Here is a 14836-nt window from a genome sequence, read left to right on the forward strand (position 1 = left end):
CTATGCCATCGCCCCCATCAGCTCGCGCCCGATCAGCATCCGCCGGATCTCGGACGTGCCCGCCCCGATCTCCATCAGCTTGGCATCCCGGAAGATCCGCGCGACGGCGGCATCGTTCAGGAACCCGGCCCCGCCCATCGCCTGCACCGCCTGGTGCGCCTGCACCATCGCCTGCTCGGACGCATAGAGGCAACAGGCCGCCGCATCCTGCCGCGTCACCTCGCCCCGATCGCAGGCCTTGGCCACCTCGTAGACATAGGCCCGGGCCGAGTTCATCGCCGTGTACATGTCCGCGATCTTGCCCTGCATCAGCTGGAAATTCCCGATGGGCTGCCCGAACTGCTTGCGCTCGGCCATGTAGGGCATGATCTCGTCCAGGCAGGCCGCCATGATCCCCAGGCCGATCCCGGCCAGCACTACGCGCTCGTAATCCAGGCCCGACATCAGCACCTTCACGCCCTTGCCTTCCTCGCCCAGCACGTTTTCGAACGGCACTTCCACGTCCTCGAAGATCAGCTCCGCGGTGTTCGACCCGCGCATCCCCAGCTTGTCGAAATGCGCGCTGGTCGAAAAGCCGGTCATCGCCTTCTCGATCAGGAACGCGGTGATTCCCTTGGCGCCGGCTTCCGGCTCGGTCTTGGCATAGACCAACAGCGTATCGGCATCCGGCCCGTTGGTGATCCAATACTTGTTGCCATTGAGGCGATAGTGATCGTTGCGCTTTTCCGCCCGCAGGCTCATCGACACCACGTCGCTGCCCGCGCCCGCCTCTGACATGGCAAGCGCGCCCACATGCGCGCCCGAAATCAGCCCCGGCAGGTATTTCGCCCTCTGCGCGTCCGACCCGTTCAGCTTGATCTGGTTCACGCACAGGTTGGAATGCGCGCCATAGCTCAGCGACACGCTGGCCGAGGCCCGCGCCACCTCCTCCACCGCGACCACATGCGCAAGGTACCCCATGCCCACGCCGCCATGCTCTTCGGGCACGGTGATTCCCAACAGGCCCAGCTCGCCCATCTCGGTCCACAGCTCGGAGGGAAATTCATTCGTCCGGTCGATCTCGGCGGCCAGCGGCTTGACCCGCTCCTGCGCCCAGCGATGCACCATCTCGCGCAGGGCGTGCACGTCCTCGCCCAGGTCGAACTTCATCACCGCGTCGAACATTCCTCACCCCTCCCGGCATTTATTGAACGCTTGTTCATTTATAGGCCTGCCCTGCCACCCCGTCAATCCCGCGCCCGGCGCCGGAACCGATTCCGCGCACCACGGGTTGGCCCCCAGACACCATCAGCATAACAAAGGAGTCATCCAATGTCCGATGATCTGAGAGAAACCCTGTGGAAGCGCCTCGACAAGCTGCAGGCCGGCATGTTGTCCACCGCCAGCGCCCCGCCGCGCCCCATGGCGCCCACCATCACGGATGACGACACCGCCATCTGGTTCATCACCGCCAAGGGCACCGACATCGCCGATGCGGCGGCCAAGGGCGAGACCTGCAAGTTCATCGCGGCCTGTCCCAGCGCGCATCTCTACGCCGATATTGACGGCGCGCTGTCGGTCGAGACCAGCGAGGCCAAGCTCGACGAGATCTGGTCGCCCATGGCCGCCGTCTGGTTCGACGAGGGCCGCCAGGACGACGACATCGTGCTCGTGTCGATGCGCCCCAAGAAGGCGGCCGTCTGGGCCACCGATGGCGACGCCAAGTCGCTTTTCGAGTTCGCCCGCGCCTCGATCAGCAACGACACGCCCGACGTGGGCGAGCACGGCACGGTCACGTTCTGATGCGCCGCGCAGGTTTCGGGGCCGCCGCGCTGGCGGCCCTCATGGTCTCGCCCGCCTGCGCCGAGCAGGTGGGCGAGATCGGCGTCGACTGGGCCGGCAACGACATCATCGTCGAGGCGATCGAGGATCCCGAGGTGCAGGGCGTCACCTGCCACCTTGCCTATTTCGAGCGCGGCTTCATCGACCGGCTGGCCAATGGCAACTGGTTCGAGGACCCCTCGAACAGCGCCATCGAATGCCAGCAGACCGGCCCGATCACCCTGGGCGACATCGACCGCTCCGAGGATGGCGAGGATGTGTTTCGCGCCAGCCGCTCGATCATCTTCAAGACGCTGCGCGTGAAACGCATCTATGACGCCGACCGCAACACGCTGGTCTACATCTCGCACGGGCGCGAACTGTCGCAAGGCTCGGCCAAGGTCTCGATCTCCTCCGTCCCGATTCCCGACGAAACGCCCAACGACTGACCCGCCGAAACGCGTCAGCCCGCGAGGCACTCAGCGTGCGGTCCGTTAACCGCCGCACGCTCCATTAACCGGGCAGGTCGCGGAAAACCGCACCGTCGGCGGACCACCCAAATACCGACGCGATACCGACGTGCCATTTCGGCTCCTGAGTCGCCGTTAACCCGGTGTCTCAGGTCGATCCGGCCTGCTGCACCGCGCCCACTTCCGCCCGGATGATCCGCGCGATCAGCGCACAATCCTCCAGCGTAAAGGTCAGCGGCAGGCGCATGTCCAGGATGCCTTTCAGCACCCGGTCGCTTTCGGGCATCGGCGCGCTCGGCGCATAGCGCCAGCTGTCGTAGCGGCTGGTGAACCCCACCGGCTCGGCGCCCCCGAACCACTTCAGCTCGACGCCGCGTTTCACGCACCGCGCCACCACCTCCGCGATGGCCCCGTTGCTCCAGTCCAGCAGCAGGAACTGGATCGACGACCCCACGTATGTTTCCGCCTCCGACCGTTCCACCACCTTCAGGCCGGGCGTGCCGCGCAGGCCCTCCTCGACCACCCGGTAGCGCGCGTTCCACTTGGCACATTGCGCGTCCAACGCCTTGAGTTGCGGGCGTAAAATCGCCGCGCGCAGGTGGTCCATCCGCCCCGAGACATTGGGCGTCTGGTACTTGATCTTCTCGAATTCCTCTTCCGGCGGCACCGTCCCGTGCCGGCCATAGAGCATGTAGGACCCCGACAGCATCGCCGCCTTCGCCATGACGCTTGGGTCGTCCGTCACCAGCAGGCCGCCCTCGCCCGAATTCATGTGCTTGTAGGTCTGCGTCGAATAGCAGCCAATGAGCCCATGCCGCCCCGACGGCACCCCGTTCCAAGCCGCCCCCATCGTGTGGGCGCAATCCTCGATTATGGTCAGCCCGTGGTCGCTCGCGATCTCCACCAGCCGGTCCATGTCGCACAGGTGCCCGCGCATGTGGCTCAGCATCAGGATGCGTGCCTGACCCGCCTTGTTAACCAGATCTTCAAGGTCGATGGTCAGATTCTCGGTCACGCCGACGAAAACCGGCACCGCGCCGACACTGGCAATCGCCCCGGGCACCGGCGCGAGGGTGAAAGCATTCGTTAACACTTTTTCGCCAGGCTGCACGTCCAGCGCCCGCAATGCCGTGGCCATCGCATAGCCGCCCGAGGCGACGGCCAGCGCGTATTTCGCGCCCGTATAGGCCGCGAATTCCTGCTCCAGCAGGCCCACTTCGCCCACCTCTCCGGGCGACAGGTTATAGCGATGCAGCCGCCCGCTCTGCATCACCTCCATCGCGGCGCGAATCCCCTCCTCGGGGATCGGCTCCTGCTGGGTGAAACTGCGTGTGAAAACCTCGGTCATGGGCTTTTATTGCGGCCTCGCGCAACGCAGGTCAATCTCGAAGCGCCTGTCGAAAAGCGGCATTTCGCTTTCCCGAAACCGGGTTTCAGCCGAAAAGCCTCTGCACTACGCCCTGCAACTCGTCGAAATGGTCGATCGTCGCGTCGGGCTCCAGCACCCGCACATCGTCGCCCCCGGGCCCGAACGTCACCAGCACCGACGGCACCCCCGCCGCCCGCGACGTCTCGCGGTCCGTCACCGTGTCCCCCACCAGCAGGCAGCGGCCAGGATCGCCCCCCACCCGCCGCACAACCTCGCGCAGCGGCTCGGCGTCGGGCTTGCGCACCGCCAGCGTATCGGCCCCCACCAACGCGCCGAACCTGTCCAGCACGCCCAGCGAGGTCATCAGCTGCAGCGCCAGCTTTTCGGGCTTGTTGGTGCAGATCGCCACCGGGTGCCCGGCCAGCCGCAGATTCTCCACCGCGTCCATCGCGCCTGGATAGAACACCGTGTGCGTGTCGATCGCCTCGCCGTAAGCCTTTAGAAGGATTGGATATTGCCGGTCGATCTCGGCCACGTCATCCGCCCGCCCCAGCCGCGTCATGCCAAGCGTCAGCATCGCCCGCCCGCCGCGCAGCGCCGTGCCCGCATCCGCCACCGGGTCCAGCAGATCGCCCTCGCCCATCCCCCGGAAACAGGCATTGGCGGCGGCGATAAGATCTCCGCTCGTATCCGCCAGCGTCCCGTCCAGATCGAAGACCACCGTGCCAGGCCGATCACCCATTCCGCATTCCCCTCTTGTCATTGTGCAACGCTCAGCACATTTCCGCCCGTGCCTGTCACATCCCGCAATCATCTTTGATACGGCCCAGCCTTGCACGGCTTGCGCAACCGGATAAAACGGGCGCGTCAGGAAGGAAAGAGAAACCCTATGAGCATAAGCCTGATCGTTCTGGCCGCGGGCCAGGGCACCCGCATGAATTCGGACCTGCCCAAGGTGTTGCACCAGATCGCCGGCGCGCCGATGCTGGTCCATGCCCTGCGGGCCGGCGCGGCGCTCTCGCCCGACCGCACGGTGGTGGTCACCGGCCACGGGTCCAAGGCTGTCGCGGCGGCGGCGCAGGACCATGATCCCGACATCCAGACCGTCCACCAGGCCACGCAGGACGGCACCGGCCACGCCGTGGCCCAGGCCGAACCCGCGCTTGCAGGCTACGAGGGCGACGCCATCGTGCTCTACGCCGATACCCCCTTCATCTCCGAGGACACGCTCGGCCGCATGGTCGAGGCCCGGGCGCAGCATGACGTCGTCGTGCTGGGCTTCGAACCCGCCGATCCCGGCCGCTATGGCCGTCTGGTCATGTCCGGCGACACCCTTGAAAAGATTGTCGAATTCAAGGATGCGGACGAGACGACCCGCGCCATCACCTTCTGCAATTCCGGCGTCATCGCCGCCTCGGCGCCCGTCCTCTTCGACCTCATCCGCGCCGTCACCAACGACAACGCGGCGGGCGAATACTACCTGACCGACATCGTCGCCATCGCCCGTGACCGGGGCCTTTCCGCCACCGCCATCGCCTGCCCCGAGGCCGAGACGATGGGCATCAACTCCCGCGCCGAACTGGCCGCGGCCGAGGCCGCCTTCCAGGCCCGCGCCCGCGCTACGGCGCTTGACGACGGCATCACTCTGACGGCCCCCGAGACCGTCCATTTCGCCTATGACACCGTGCTGGGCCGCGACACCATCGTGGAGCCCAACGTCGTCTTCGGCCCCGGCGTCACCGTCGAATCCGGCGCGCATATCAAGGCGTTCTCGCATCTCGAAGGCTGCCACGTCTCGCGCGGCGCGGTGGTCGGCCCCTATGCCCGCCTGCGCCCCGGCGCGGAACTGGCCGAGGACACCCGCATCGGCAATTTCGTCGAGGTCAAGAACGCCCTCATCGGCGAAGGCGCCAAGGTCAATCACCTCAGCTATATCGGCGACGCCTCGGTGGGCGAGGCCAGCAACATCGGCGCGGGCACCATCACCTGCAACTACGACGGCGTGATGAAACACCGCACCGAGATCGGCGCGCGGGTCTTCGTGGGCTCCAACACCATGCTGGTGGCCCCGGTCAGGCTGGGCGACGAGTCGATGACCGGCTCCGGCTCGGTCATCACCAGCGACGTGCCCGAAGGCGCTCTCGCCATCGCCCGCAGCCCGCAGACCAACAAACCGGGCATGGCGCGCAAACTGTTCGAAATGCTAAAGTCCAGACGGGCCAAGCAAGCGAAAGAGGCAGGATAATGTGTGGAATTGTAGGGGTCCTCGGCAAGCACGAAGCCGCGCCCATCCTCGTCGAGGCACTCAAACGGCTCGAATATCGCGGCTATGACAGCGCCGGGATCGCCACGATCAACGGCAAGCAGCTCGACCGCCGCCGCGCCGTCGGCAAGCTGGTGAACCTGTCGGACCTTCTGGTGCACGAGCCCCTGCGCGGCAAGTCCGGCATCGGCCACACCCGCTGGGCCACCCACGGCGCGCCCAACACCGTCAACGCCCACCCGCACAAAGCGGGGCCCGTGGCCGTGGTGCATAACGGCATCATCGAGAATTTCCGCGAGCTGCGCAGCGAACTGGCCGCCGCAGGGCTGGCGCACGAGACCGACACCGACACCGAGACCGTGGCGATGCTGGTCCATCACCTGATGCAGCAGGGCCAGACCCCTGTCGAGGCCGCCAAATCCGCCATCGCCCGGCTGGAAGGCGCCTATGCGCTCGGCTTTCTCTTCGATGGCGAGGACGACCTGATCGTCGCCGCCCGCAAGGGCAGCCCGCTGGCCATCGGCCACGGCGACGGAGAGATGTACGTGGGCTCCGACGCCATCGCGCTCGCCCCGCTCACCGACCGGATCACGTACCTGGAGGAAGGCGACATCGCCGTCGTCACCCGCACCACGCTCGACATCATCGACGCCCACGGCAACCGCGCCAACCGCGCCGTCCGCACCATCGCCATCGACAGCACCCATGTCGAGAAGGGCGGGCACAAGCACTTCATGGCCAAGGAAATCGCCGAGCAGCCCGCCGTCATCGGCGACACTCTGCGCCACTACCTGTCCGAAGCCGGAAGCGGCCTGACGCTGCCCCAGCCGGAACTGGACTTCACCCAGTATGACCGCCTGACGCTGGTCGCCTGCGGCACGGCCTATTACGCCTGCCTGACCGCGAAATACTGGTTCGAGCAACTGGCCGGCCTGCCGGTCGACGTCGATATCGCGTCCGAGTTCCGCTACCGCGAACCCCCCGTGCCCGCCAGGACCGCCGCAATCTTCGTCAGCCAGTCGGGCGAAACCGCCGACACGCTCGCCGCCTTGCGCTACTGCGAAGGACGCGCGGCGAAGATCCTGTCGATCATCAACGTCCCTGAAAGTTCCATCGCCCGCGAAAGCGACCTCGCCCTTCCGATCCATGCCGGCGTCGAGATCGGCGTGGCTTCCACCAAGGCCTTCACCTGCCAGTTGACCGTGCTTCTGCTGATGGCTCTCAAGGCCGCCTCCGACCGCGAAACGCTCGGCCCTGCGCGCATCTCGGACCTGCTGTCGCACCTGCGCGGCCTGCCCTCGACCATCAACAACACGCTGGAACTGAACGAGGATTTCCGCAAGGCCGCGAACCGGCTGTCGAGCGCCGAGAACGCGCTTTTCCTGGGGCGCGGCATGATGTACCCGCTGGCCCTCGAAGGCGCGCTGAAGCTCAAGGAAATCAGCTATATTCACGCCGAGGCCTATGCATCGGGCGAATTGAAGCACGGCCCCATCGCGCTCATCGACGAAAAGATGCCAGTCATCGTCATGGCCCCGCGCGACGCCCTTTTCGACAAGACCGTATCCAACATGCAGGAGGTCATGGCCCGCGGCGGCAAGGTGATGCTGATCACCGATGCCCCCGGCGCCGCCGCCGCCTCCGACGACACCTGGATGACGCTGGTCCTGCCTCAGGTCGACCCTGTCCTGTCGCCCATCCTCTATGCCGTCCCGGCGCAGCTTCTGGCCTACCACACCGCCGTCGCCAAGGGCACCGACGTGGACCAGCCCCGCAACCTCGCCAAGTCCGTGACCGTGGAATGACGCTGGACGACGCCCTCGATCAGCTTCGCGCCCACGCCGAACCCGGCCGGGCCGAAGGCATGGCGAACTATCACAAGGTGCCGCGCGACTATCTCGGTGTGCCCAACCCGGCGATCAACGACCTGACGGCCGAATGGCGCCGCGCGCTTAGCGTCGAGGACCGTGTCGCGCTGGCCGATGCGCTCTGGCGCACGAACATCTTCGAGGCCCGCCTCGCCGCCGCCAAGCTGCTGACCCAGGCCCGGATCACGCCTGACGATGCAGTCTGGACGCTGATCACCTCCTGGCTGCCCGATCTCGACAGCTGGGCCATCGCCGATCACGCCATGATGGCCGGACAAAAGCGGCTGATGGCCGATCTTTCCCGCATGGACGAGGTCGAGATCTGGACAAGGTTCGAAAGCCACTGGATCCGCCGCGCCGCGATGGTCGTGACCCTGCCTCTGGCCAAGATCAACAACCTCAAACCGGCTGAGGCCGAAGCGCGCGAACGCGTGCTGGGCTGGGCCGCCGGTTACGTGCAGGACACCGAGTGGTTCATCCAAAAATCCGTCGCCTGGTGGCTGCGCGACCTGTCGAAACATGACCCGGACCGCGTGCGCGCTTTCATGGCCGAGAACGGTCGCCACATGAAGCCGTTCGCCCGCAAGGAAGCCGAAAAACTTCTGTAGAATCAGCCGCCTGTCGCGAAAACCCGCACCTCGGGCAAACCCGTCAGATCCGCCTCCAGCAGACGCATCGCCGCGAGCGACAACTGGCTGCCCGATCCCGGCTCCGCGTCGAGCGGAATAAGGTCCACCGCCACGGTCGTGCCCTTCGCAGGGTACTCCACCCGCCCCTTCCCAGGGGCTGAAACCAGCGGCGTCTTCATCCAGATACCCGGATCCGATGCCGCACCCAGCGACGCGACGGTGATCCCGAGGTCGCGGTCGCCACCGCCGTTCTGGGCCGCTTCGACCGCCGCGGTCCGCTCTTCCTCGGTGGTGGTGTCGAACTCGTCGACCGTCCGCGCATTGGCCGGCGGTGCTATGCCCGCGGTCTGCGCCTCCGCCTCGGCCTCGGCGCTCTCGGGCGCAGGCTCGGACGGCGGTGCCTGACGCTGCATGGTGGGCAACATATCACAGCCCGACAGGCCGGCGGCGAAGACAAAAAGGCTTACAAAACGTTTCATACGCTCACCTTATGACCCCCGCGCCCGAGCATCAATTCCCAAGATGCCCCTTGCCGTTCATCGGCGGTTTGCATACGTTCTGCCCCATGACCGCACCTTTGATAGACCCGTTCCAGCGCGCGATCTCCTACCTGCGCGTCTCCGTCACCGACCGCTGCGATTTCCGCTGCGTCTACTGCATGTCGGAGAACATGACCTTCCTGCCCAAGAAAGAACTTCTGACGCTGGAAGAGCTGGACCGCATGTGCTCGACCTTCGTGCGCCTGGGCGTGGAAAAGCTGCGGATCACCGGCGGCGAACCGCTGGTACGGCGCAACATCATGCATTTCTTCCACGGCATGAAGCGGCATCTCGACAGCGGCGACCTCAAGGAACTTACGCTCACCACCAACGGCTCGCAGCTCGCCCGGTTCAGCGAAGACCTCTATGCCGCGGGCGTACGCCGGGTGAACGTGTCGCTCGACACGCTCGACGAGAAGAAATTCGCCGACATCACCCGCTGGGGCCGCCTGCCGCAGGTGCTCAAGGGGATCGACGCCGCGCAAGCCGCCGGCCTGCGCATCAAGATCAACGTCGTCGCCCTCAAGGGCTTCAACGAGGACGAGCTTTTCGACATCGTCGCATGGTGCAAATCCCGCGACATGGACCTCACCTTCATCGAGGTCATGCCGATGGGCGATATCGGCAACGAGGACCGGCTGGACCAGTACTGGAAACTCTCCGACCTGCGCCGGACGCTGGCAGGGCAATACACCCTGACCGAACTTTCCGAACGCACGGGCGGCCCCGCTAGGTACGTGCGGCTGGAAGAAACCGGACAGAAGATCGGCTTCATCACGCCGCTGACCCATAATTTCTGCGAAAGCTGCAACCGCGTGCGCCTGACCTGCACCGGCGAGCTTTACATGTGCCTTGGCCAGGAAGACATGGCCGACCTGCGCGCACCCCTGCGCAATTCGCCGAATGATGACGCCCCGCTGGAGGCCGCCATCCGCGAGGCCATCACCCGCAAGCCCAAGGGTCACGATTTCGACTATTCCCGTCAGACCGTGGACGGGCGCATGTCCCGCCACATGAGCCACACCGGCGGCTGATGCCCCACACTGCCGCGCCCCTGCCCGTGCGCCTCTACGGCGTGGCGGCAAATCTGCTTGAGCGGCTGGCGTATAAACGCGTCTCGGAAAACCTCTCGCGCCAGGGTATTCCCGCAAACCGCCTGCCCGAGCGGCAGGGCCACGCCACCGCGCCGCGCCCGCATGGCGAGCTCTTGTGGTTTCACGCCGCCTCGGTGGGCGAAAGCCTCTCGGTCCTGCGCCTGATCGAGCATCTGGGCCAGACGCATCCCCACCTCTCGTTCCTCATAACCTCCGGCACCGCCACCTCGGCCCAGATCGTCGGCAAGCGCCTGCCGCCGCGCACCACGCACCAGTTCGCACCGCTGGATTCGAGCCGCGTGGTCACCCGCTTTCTCGACCATTGGCGCCCCTCTGCGGCGGTCTTCGTGGAAAGTGAGCTGTGGCCCCAGATGCTGCGCCTGACCCATGCCGCGGGCGTCCCGCTGGCACTGGTCAACGCCCGCATCTCCGACAGATCGGCCCGCAACTGGAAACGCTTCCCCCGCACCGCGCGGCACCTGATGGACCATTTCCGCCTGATCCATTGTCAGGACGACCGCACCGCGCACCACCTCCGCGACCTCGGCCTTGCGCAGGCCGAACCGGGCCTCAACCTCAAGTCCGTCGCCGGCCCGCTCCCCTTCGACCGGGACGAGTTGCACCGGATGCAGGCCCTCATCGCCGGCCGCCCGGTCTGGCTCGCCGCCTCCACCCATCCGGGCGAGGACGAGGTGGTGCTAAACGCCCACCGCGCCATGACCGGGGGCGATGCCGACGCGCTCCTGATCCTCGTGCCGCGCCACCCCGAACGCGCTCACGATATCGAACGCCTGATCGCCGAGCACCGCTTCGAGGGCGCGCGCCGCTCCACCGGCATGACCATCACCGGGCAGACCCGCGTCTACCTTGCCGACACGCTGGGCGAGATGGGCCTCTGGTACGCGCTCAGCCCGCTCACCTGCGTCTGCGGCAGTTTTTCCGACGTCGGAGGCCACAACCCGTTCGAGCCCGCCCATGCCGGCTCCGCCGTGCTGCACGGGCCCCGCTATGCCAACTTCGCCGAGGCCTACGCCCAGATGCAGGCCGAGAACGCCTGCATCGAGGTGGCCGATGCGGATGACCTGAGCGCCAAGCTCACCACGTATCTCGACGATCCCGCCGCGCTCGACGCCCTGCGCGACCGCACCCGCGCCTTCGCTGCCAGCCAGGCCGGTGTCCTCGAAGACTTCGCCGCCACTCTTTCCAACGCGCTCGGCCTGCGCTAGCACCGTCCCCGAGCCCCAAGGAAAGCCGACCCGCGTGCCGGACCTCATCGTCACCAATTTCAACCGCAACTTCACCGGCGTGTCGTCCACCGCCGCCAGCGTGGTGCGCTGCCAGGTCGACCAATACGACCTCGCGCTTGCAGGCCACCCCCTGCCCGGCTGCCCCGCACCCATTACCAAAGCGCAGGCCGCCACCCTGTCCAGGACGCCACCACCGGGCCGCCCCTTCACCATCTGGCACGTCCGCCGCAACCCCGAAATGCGCACCGCCCTCTGGGTCCGCGACGTCCTGCGCCGCCCCATCCGCATTGTCTTCACCTCTGCCGCGATCCGTCGGCACTCGGCCTTTCCGCGCTGGCTGATCTCGCGCATGGATGCCGTCATCGCCACGACCGAGGCCGCCGCGGGTTTCGTCCCGCATGTCCGCGCCGTCGCCCCCCACGGCGTCGACACCGACCGTTTCACGCCCGCCCCCGACCGGGCCGCGGCCTGGGCCGCCACCGGCTATCCCGGCACCCAGGGCGTCGCCACCATCGGCCGCATCCGCCCCGAGAAAGGCACCGACCGTTTCGTCGCCGCCATGCTGCGCCTTCTGCCCGACCACCCCGGCCTGACCGCCCTCGTCATCGGCCGCGCCGCTAAGTCCGACCAGCCTTTCCTCGACAATCTCAAGGCGCAGATCTCCGCCGCCGGCCTCACCGACCGCATCCTCTTCCCGGGCGAGGTCACACCAGACGCCCTGCCCGCCCTCACACGGTCCCTCTCTGCCGTGGTGCAACTGCCCCGATACGAAGGCTACGGCATGACCCCGCTCGAGGGCATGGCCTCGGGCGTGCCTTTCGTCGCCACCGACACCGGCTACTACCGCAGCTTCTCCAGCCAGGACGAAACCGGCCTTATCGTCCCCGACGACCCGGATCAGGCCGCCGATGCGCTCGCGTCCATCCTGTCGGACCCCGACCGCCACGCCACCATGTCCCGCGCCGCCCGCGATATCGCCTGCGCCCATTTCAGCGTCACACGAGAAGCCGAAGCAATCGCCCGCGTCTACGAGGAACTGTGGTCCGGCGCGTGACCGCTTGCCGCTTCGGTTTGATGTTGCACCCGAGCCTCAGGACGTTACGATGTCCTGCCAATTTTGAGAGGTGCACCCCGTGATCCAGAAATACGAGTACAAGGTCATCCCCGCCCCCGCCAAGGGCCGCAAGGGCCCGGGCATCAAGGGCGCCGAAGGCCGGTTCGCCCACGGGCTGGAAACCGCGATCAACGAACTGGCGCTCGAGGGCTGGGAATACCTGCGCGCCGACATCCTGCCCAGCGAGGAACGCCAGGGCCTGACATCGTCGCAGACGGTCTATCGCTCCATGCTGGTCTTCCGCCGTCCGTTGGAACTGGAGGGCGTCGACAGCCCGCCGCCGCTGCCGTGGGACGACCACGAGGCGGAAGAGCTGGAAACCGCCGCCGAGACTGACGAAATCGAGGATAATCAGGACGATACCCCGGATGACGACGCGGATGACGCGGACGGCGACGACACGCCGCGCCCCGATCTGCCGCCCCGGGACTGACGCGTGAAAAGAAGTTCGGGACCGCGCGGTTTTTTCCCGATCTTTCCTCTTCAATTTGCCGCGTAATCACATAAACTCTTGGCCTCGAGTCGCAAAGGGAATGCCAATGGCTAAATCCGATCCGTTTGGTTTCGACATGTCCGTTTCGTCGGCGAAAAAGAAGAACCCGCGCGGTCGGCGGGGCATGTCCGGGGCATCCGAAACCTCGACCCGCATCTGCGACAAGGAGGGGTGCGACAAGCCGGGCGTCTACCGCGCGCCCAAGGCGCCGGATGTGCTCGACGATTACTATTGGTTCTGCCAGGAGCACGTGCGCGAGTACAACACCAAGTGGAACTTCTTCGACGGCACCACCGAGGCCGAGATGAACGCCCAGATGTCCTCGGACAAGGTGTGGGAGCGTAAGACCAAGGCGTTCAACGACCCCGAGGCCCGCGCCTGGGCGCGGCTGGGCATCGAGGACCCGCACCAGGTGCTGGGCGGCAACGCCACGCAGAACCCCGGCAAGAACCGCGGCGGCCAGCGCAAGCTGCCGCCCACCGAACGCCGCGCGATCGAGATCCTCGAGGCGAACGAACACGCCTCCAAGGCCGAGATCCGCAAGGCCTACAAGGCCCTGATCAAGGTGCTGCACCCCGATATCAACGGTGGTGACCGCAGCCAGGAAGAACAGCTGCAACAGGTTGTCTGGGCCTGGGACCAGATCAAGCAGAGCCGCAACTTCAAGTAGGTCTGAAAGAAAGAGCGCACCGGGTCACTCGTACCGTTCCGGGCCCTGAAACCACCCGGTGCGCGATCGGACCCGGAATTCAGGCGGCGCGGAATGTCAGGCTGACGCCGTTCAGGCAATGGCGTTTGCCCGTGGGCTGTGGCCCGTCATCGAAGATGTGCCCCAGATGGCTGCCACAGCGGCGGCAATGGCACTCGGTCCGCGTCGCGAACAGCGAATGATCCGGCTTGGTGCCGATGGCATTGTCCATCGCCTTCCAGAAACTGGGCCAGCCGGTCTTGCTGTCGTACTTGGTCTCGGACGAATAAAGCGGCAGGTCGCAGCCGCGGCAGTGGTAGATGCCCGGCTCGTAAAGCTTGTGCAGGGGGCTGGTAAAGGCCCGTTCGGTCGCCTCTTCGCGCATGACCTCGTATTCCAGGTCCGTGAGCATCTCGCGCCATTCCGCCTCTGTGCGCGTCACCTCGAACGATCCCGACGCGGCAAGACCCGGCATCGCGGTCAGGATGGTGCCACCCGACAAGGCGGAGAGAATGAAATCGCGTCTCTGCATGTTGACCTCCTGCATTTCGTCTCGGGGTGAAACGGGGGGCGCTTGCCCCCCGTTCCGCAGCTATCGGGGATGTTACTGCTTGGCCGGCAGCATCACGGTGTCGATCACGTGGATCACGCCGTTCGACTGCTCGACATCGGCGATGGTCACGTTGGCCACGCGGCCGCGCTCGTCTTCCAGCATGATCTTGTTACCCTGGTAGGTGGCTTTCAGCATACAGCCGCCCACGGTCGGCACCATGTGCGCGCCGCCGTCATCGTCCACCATGCCCTTGATCGCCGTCGACATCGCGTCGGCCGACACCACGTGGCAGGTCAGGATCTCGGTCAACTGCTTCTTGGCGGCCGGTTGCAGCAGCGCCTCGACCGCGCCTTCGCGCAGCTCGCCAAAGGCGGCGTTGGTCGGTGCGAACACGGTGAACGGACCGTCGCCCGACAGCGTATCGACAAGGCCCGCAGCCTTGACGGCGGTCACCAGCGTCGTGTGATCGGCAGAGTTCACCGCGTTTTCAACGATATTCTTGTCGGCATACATCGCCGCACCGCCGACCATCGGATTGTCGGCATAGGCGACGCTCGCGGTTGCTGCGATTGCCGCGGCGGCCGTCATGGATTTCAGGTTAAACATAATTCTACTCCCTAACTTAATACACACAAGCAAGGCTTTGTTGCCCAACTCACATGCAGCCACGGGAGACGCGCGCCGAAAGTTTCAGCTATTTTTCGAAAAT

Annotated in this window: 16 protein-coding genes; 10 read left to right on the plus strand and 6 right to left on the minus strand. The window is 66.0% G+C overall.

What is annotated here, in order from left to right:
- On the minus strand, positions 1-1164 hold the full coding sequence (locus tag FIU89_RS12270) for an isovaleryl-CoA dehydrogenase (protein ID WP_152492861.1): 1164 nt from the start codon (positions 1162-1164) through the stop codon (positions 1-3).
- A 147-nt stretch (positions 1165-1311) separates the two neighbouring features.
- On the opposite strand from FIU89_RS12270, the gene FIU89_RS12275 reads away from it, so the two are divergent.
- Entirely contained in the window at positions 1312-1782 is a 471-nt protein-coding gene (locus FIU89_RS12275) for a pyridoxamine 5'-phosphate oxidase family protein (protein WP_152492862.1), read from the plus strand.
- A complete protein-coding gene (locus tag FIU89_RS12280; protein WP_152492863.1) occupies positions 1782-2249 on the plus strand; it encodes a CreA family protein in 468 nt (155 codons plus the stop codon). Before FIU89_RS12275 ends, FIU89_RS12280 begins: the two co-directional genes overlap by 1 nt.
- A gap of 169 nt (positions 2250-2418) precedes the next feature.
- Here the strand turns inward: FIU89_RS12280 and FIU89_RS12285 are convergent, their stop codons facing one another.
- Together FIU89_RS12285 and FIU89_RS12290 are read right to left on the minus strand one after the other, a co-directional pair.
- A complete protein-coding gene (locus FIU89_RS12285) occupies positions 2419-3618 on the minus strand; it encodes a DegT/DnrJ/EryC1/StrS aminotransferase family protein (protein WP_152492864.1) in 1200 nt (399 codons plus the stop codon).
- 85 nt (positions 3619-3703) lie between these two features.
- Entirely contained in the window at positions 3704-4381 is a 678-nt protein-coding gene (locus FIU89_RS12290; protein WP_152492865.1) for an HAD-IA family hydrolase, read from the minus strand.
- Between the two features lie 147 nt (positions 4382-4528).
- Between FIU89_RS12290 and glmU the strand changes: the two genes are divergently transcribed.
- Genes glmU through FIU89_RS12305 form a run of 3 tightly spaced genes read left to right on the plus strand, consistent with a single transcriptional unit; the run spans position 4529 to position 8378 of the window.
- On the plus strand, positions 4529-5884 hold the full coding sequence (gene glmU, locus FIU89_RS12295) for a bifunctional UDP-N-acetylglucosamine diphosphorylase/glucosamine-1-phosphate N-acetyltransferase GlmU (protein ID WP_152492866.1): 1356 nt from the start codon (positions 4529-4531) through the stop codon (positions 5882-5884).
- Positions 5884-7707 (plus strand): glutamine--fructose-6-phosphate transaminase (isomerizing), encoded by a 1824-nt coding sequence (gene glmS / locus FIU89_RS12300; RefSeq protein WP_152492867.1) that lies wholly within the window; start codon positions 5884-5886, stop codon positions 7705-7707. Before glmU ends, glmS begins: the two co-directional genes overlap by 1 nt.
- Positions 7704-8378 (plus strand): DNA alkylation repair protein, encoded by a 675-nt coding sequence (locus FIU89_RS12305; protein ID WP_152492868.1) that lies wholly within the window; start codon positions 7704-7706, stop codon positions 8376-8378. Before glmS ends, FIU89_RS12305 begins: the two co-directional genes overlap by 4 nt.
- A gap of 2 nt (positions 8379-8380) precedes the next feature.
- Here the strand turns inward: FIU89_RS12305 and FIU89_RS12310 are convergent, their stop codons facing one another.
- On the minus strand, positions 8381-8878 hold the full coding sequence (locus FIU89_RS12310; RefSeq protein ID WP_254701663.1) for a hypothetical protein: 498 nt from the start codon (positions 8876-8878) through the stop codon (positions 8381-8383).
- 86 nt (positions 8879-8964) lie between these two features.
- Here FIU89_RS12310 and moaA point away from each other — a divergent pair, with 86 nt between their 5' ends.
- The 5 genes from moaA (at position 8965) to FIU89_RS12335 (ending at position 13556) form a co-directional block, all read left to right on the plus strand.
- A complete protein-coding gene (moaA, locus tag FIU89_RS12315) occupies positions 8965-9972 on the plus strand; it encodes a GTP 3',8-cyclase MoaA (protein ID WP_152492869.1) in 1008 nt (335 codons plus the stop codon).
- Complete coding sequence (locus tag FIU89_RS12320; protein WP_152492870.1) at positions 9972-11258, plus strand: 3-deoxy-D-manno-octulosonic acid transferase; 1287 nt, start codon at positions 9972-9974, stop codon at positions 11256-11258. Before moaA ends, FIU89_RS12320 begins: the two co-directional genes overlap by 1 nt.
- A 34-nt stretch (positions 11259-11292) precedes the next feature.
- A complete protein-coding gene (locus FIU89_RS12325; protein WP_152492871.1) occupies positions 11293-12333 on the plus strand; it encodes a glycosyltransferase family 4 protein in 1041 nt (346 codons plus the stop codon).
- Between the two features lie 79 nt (positions 12334-12412).
- Positions 12413-12826: a DUF4177 domain-containing protein gene (locus FIU89_RS12330; RefSeq protein WP_254701664.1), complete on the plus strand. Its 414-nt coding sequence runs from the start codon at positions 12413-12415 to the stop codon at positions 12824-12826.
- 106 nt (positions 12827-12932) lie between these two features.
- The gene (locus FIU89_RS12335) at positions 12933-13556 is read left to right on the plus strand and encodes a DnaJ domain-containing protein (RefSeq protein WP_152492872.1); all 624 of its coding nucleotides are present in this window, start codon (positions 12933-12935) and stop codon (positions 13554-13556) included.
- A gap of 79 nt (positions 13557-13635) precedes the next feature.
- On the opposite strand, the gene msrB is transcribed toward FIU89_RS12335, so the two are convergent.
- Together msrB and FIU89_RS12345 are read right to left on the minus strand one after the other, a co-directional pair.
- Positions 13636-14106 carry a peptide-methionine (R)-S-oxide reductase MsrB gene (gene msrB, locus FIU89_RS12340; protein ID WP_152492873.1) on the minus strand — a complete coding sequence of 157 codons (471 nt, stop codon included), beginning with the start codon at positions 14104-14106 and terminating at the stop codon, positions 13636-13638.
- Between the two features lie 72 nt (positions 14107-14178).
- Positions 14179-14733, minus strand: coding sequence for a fasciclin domain-containing protein (locus tag FIU89_RS12345; protein WP_152492874.1), 555 nt, complete (start codon positions 14731-14733; stop codon positions 14179-14181).
- Positions 14734-14836: the final 103 nt, after the last annotated feature.

The organism is Roseovarius sp. THAF27, from assembly GCF_009363655.1.
GTDB lineage: Bacteria > Pseudomonadota > Alphaproteobacteria > Rhodobacterales > Rhodobacteraceae > Roseovarius.

What these genes read in the sequence shown, in the direction of transcription:
- FIU89_RS12270 (WP_152492861.1), bottom strand. Translation starts at nt 1,164, where the DNA reads ATGTTCGACGCGGTGATGAAGTTCGACCTGGGCGAGGACGTGCACGCC.
- FIU89_RS12275 (WP_152492862.1), top strand. Translation starts at nt 1,312, where the DNA reads ATGTCCGATGATCTGAGAGAAACCCTGTGGAAGCGCCTCGACAAGCTG.
- FIU89_RS12280 (WP_152492863.1), top strand. Translation starts at nt 1,782, where the DNA reads ATGCGCCGCGCAGGTTTCGGGGCCGCCGCGCTGGCGGCCCTCATGGTC.
- FIU89_RS12285 (WP_152492864.1), bottom strand. Translation starts at nt 3,618, where the DNA reads ATGACCGAGGTTTTCACACGCAGTTTCACCCAGCAGGAGCCGATCCCC.
- FIU89_RS12290 (WP_152492865.1), bottom strand. Translation starts at nt 4,381, where the DNA reads ATGGGTGATCGGCCTGGCACGGTGGTCTTCGATCTGGACGGGACGCTG.
- glmU (WP_152492866.1), top strand. Translation starts at nt 4,529, where the DNA reads ATGAGCATAAGCCTGATCGTTCTGGCCGCGGGCCAGGGCACCCGCATG.
- glmS (WP_152492867.1), top strand. Translation starts at nt 5,884, where the DNA reads ATGTGTGGAATTGTAGGGGTCCTCGGCAAGCACGAAGCCGCGCCCATC.
- FIU89_RS12305 (WP_152492868.1), top strand. Translation starts at nt 7,704, where the DNA reads ATGACGCTGGACGACGCCCTCGATCAGCTTCGCGCCCACGCCGAACCC.
- FIU89_RS12310 (WP_254701663.1), bottom strand. Translation starts at nt 8,878, where the DNA reads ATGAAACGTTTTGTAAGCCTTTTTGTCTTCGCCGCCGGCCTGTCGGGC.
- moaA (WP_152492869.1), top strand. Translation starts at nt 8,965, where the DNA reads ATGACCGCACCTTTGATAGACCCGTTCCAGCGCGCGATCTCCTACCTG.
- FIU89_RS12320 (WP_152492870.1), top strand. Translation starts at nt 9,972, where the DNA reads ATGCCCCACACTGCCGCGCCCCTGCCCGTGCGCCTCTACGGCGTGGCG.
- FIU89_RS12335 (WP_152492872.1), top strand. Translation starts at nt 12,933, where the DNA reads ATGGCTAAATCCGATCCGTTTGGTTTCGACATGTCCGTTTCGTCGGCG.
- msrB (WP_152492873.1), bottom strand. Translation starts at nt 14,106, where the DNA reads ATGCAGAGACGCGATTTCATTCTCTCCGCCTTGTCGGGTGGCACCATC.
- FIU89_RS12345 (WP_152492874.1), bottom strand. Translation starts at nt 14,733, where the DNA reads ATGTTTAACCTGAAATCCATGACGGCCGCCGCGGCAATCGCAGCAACC.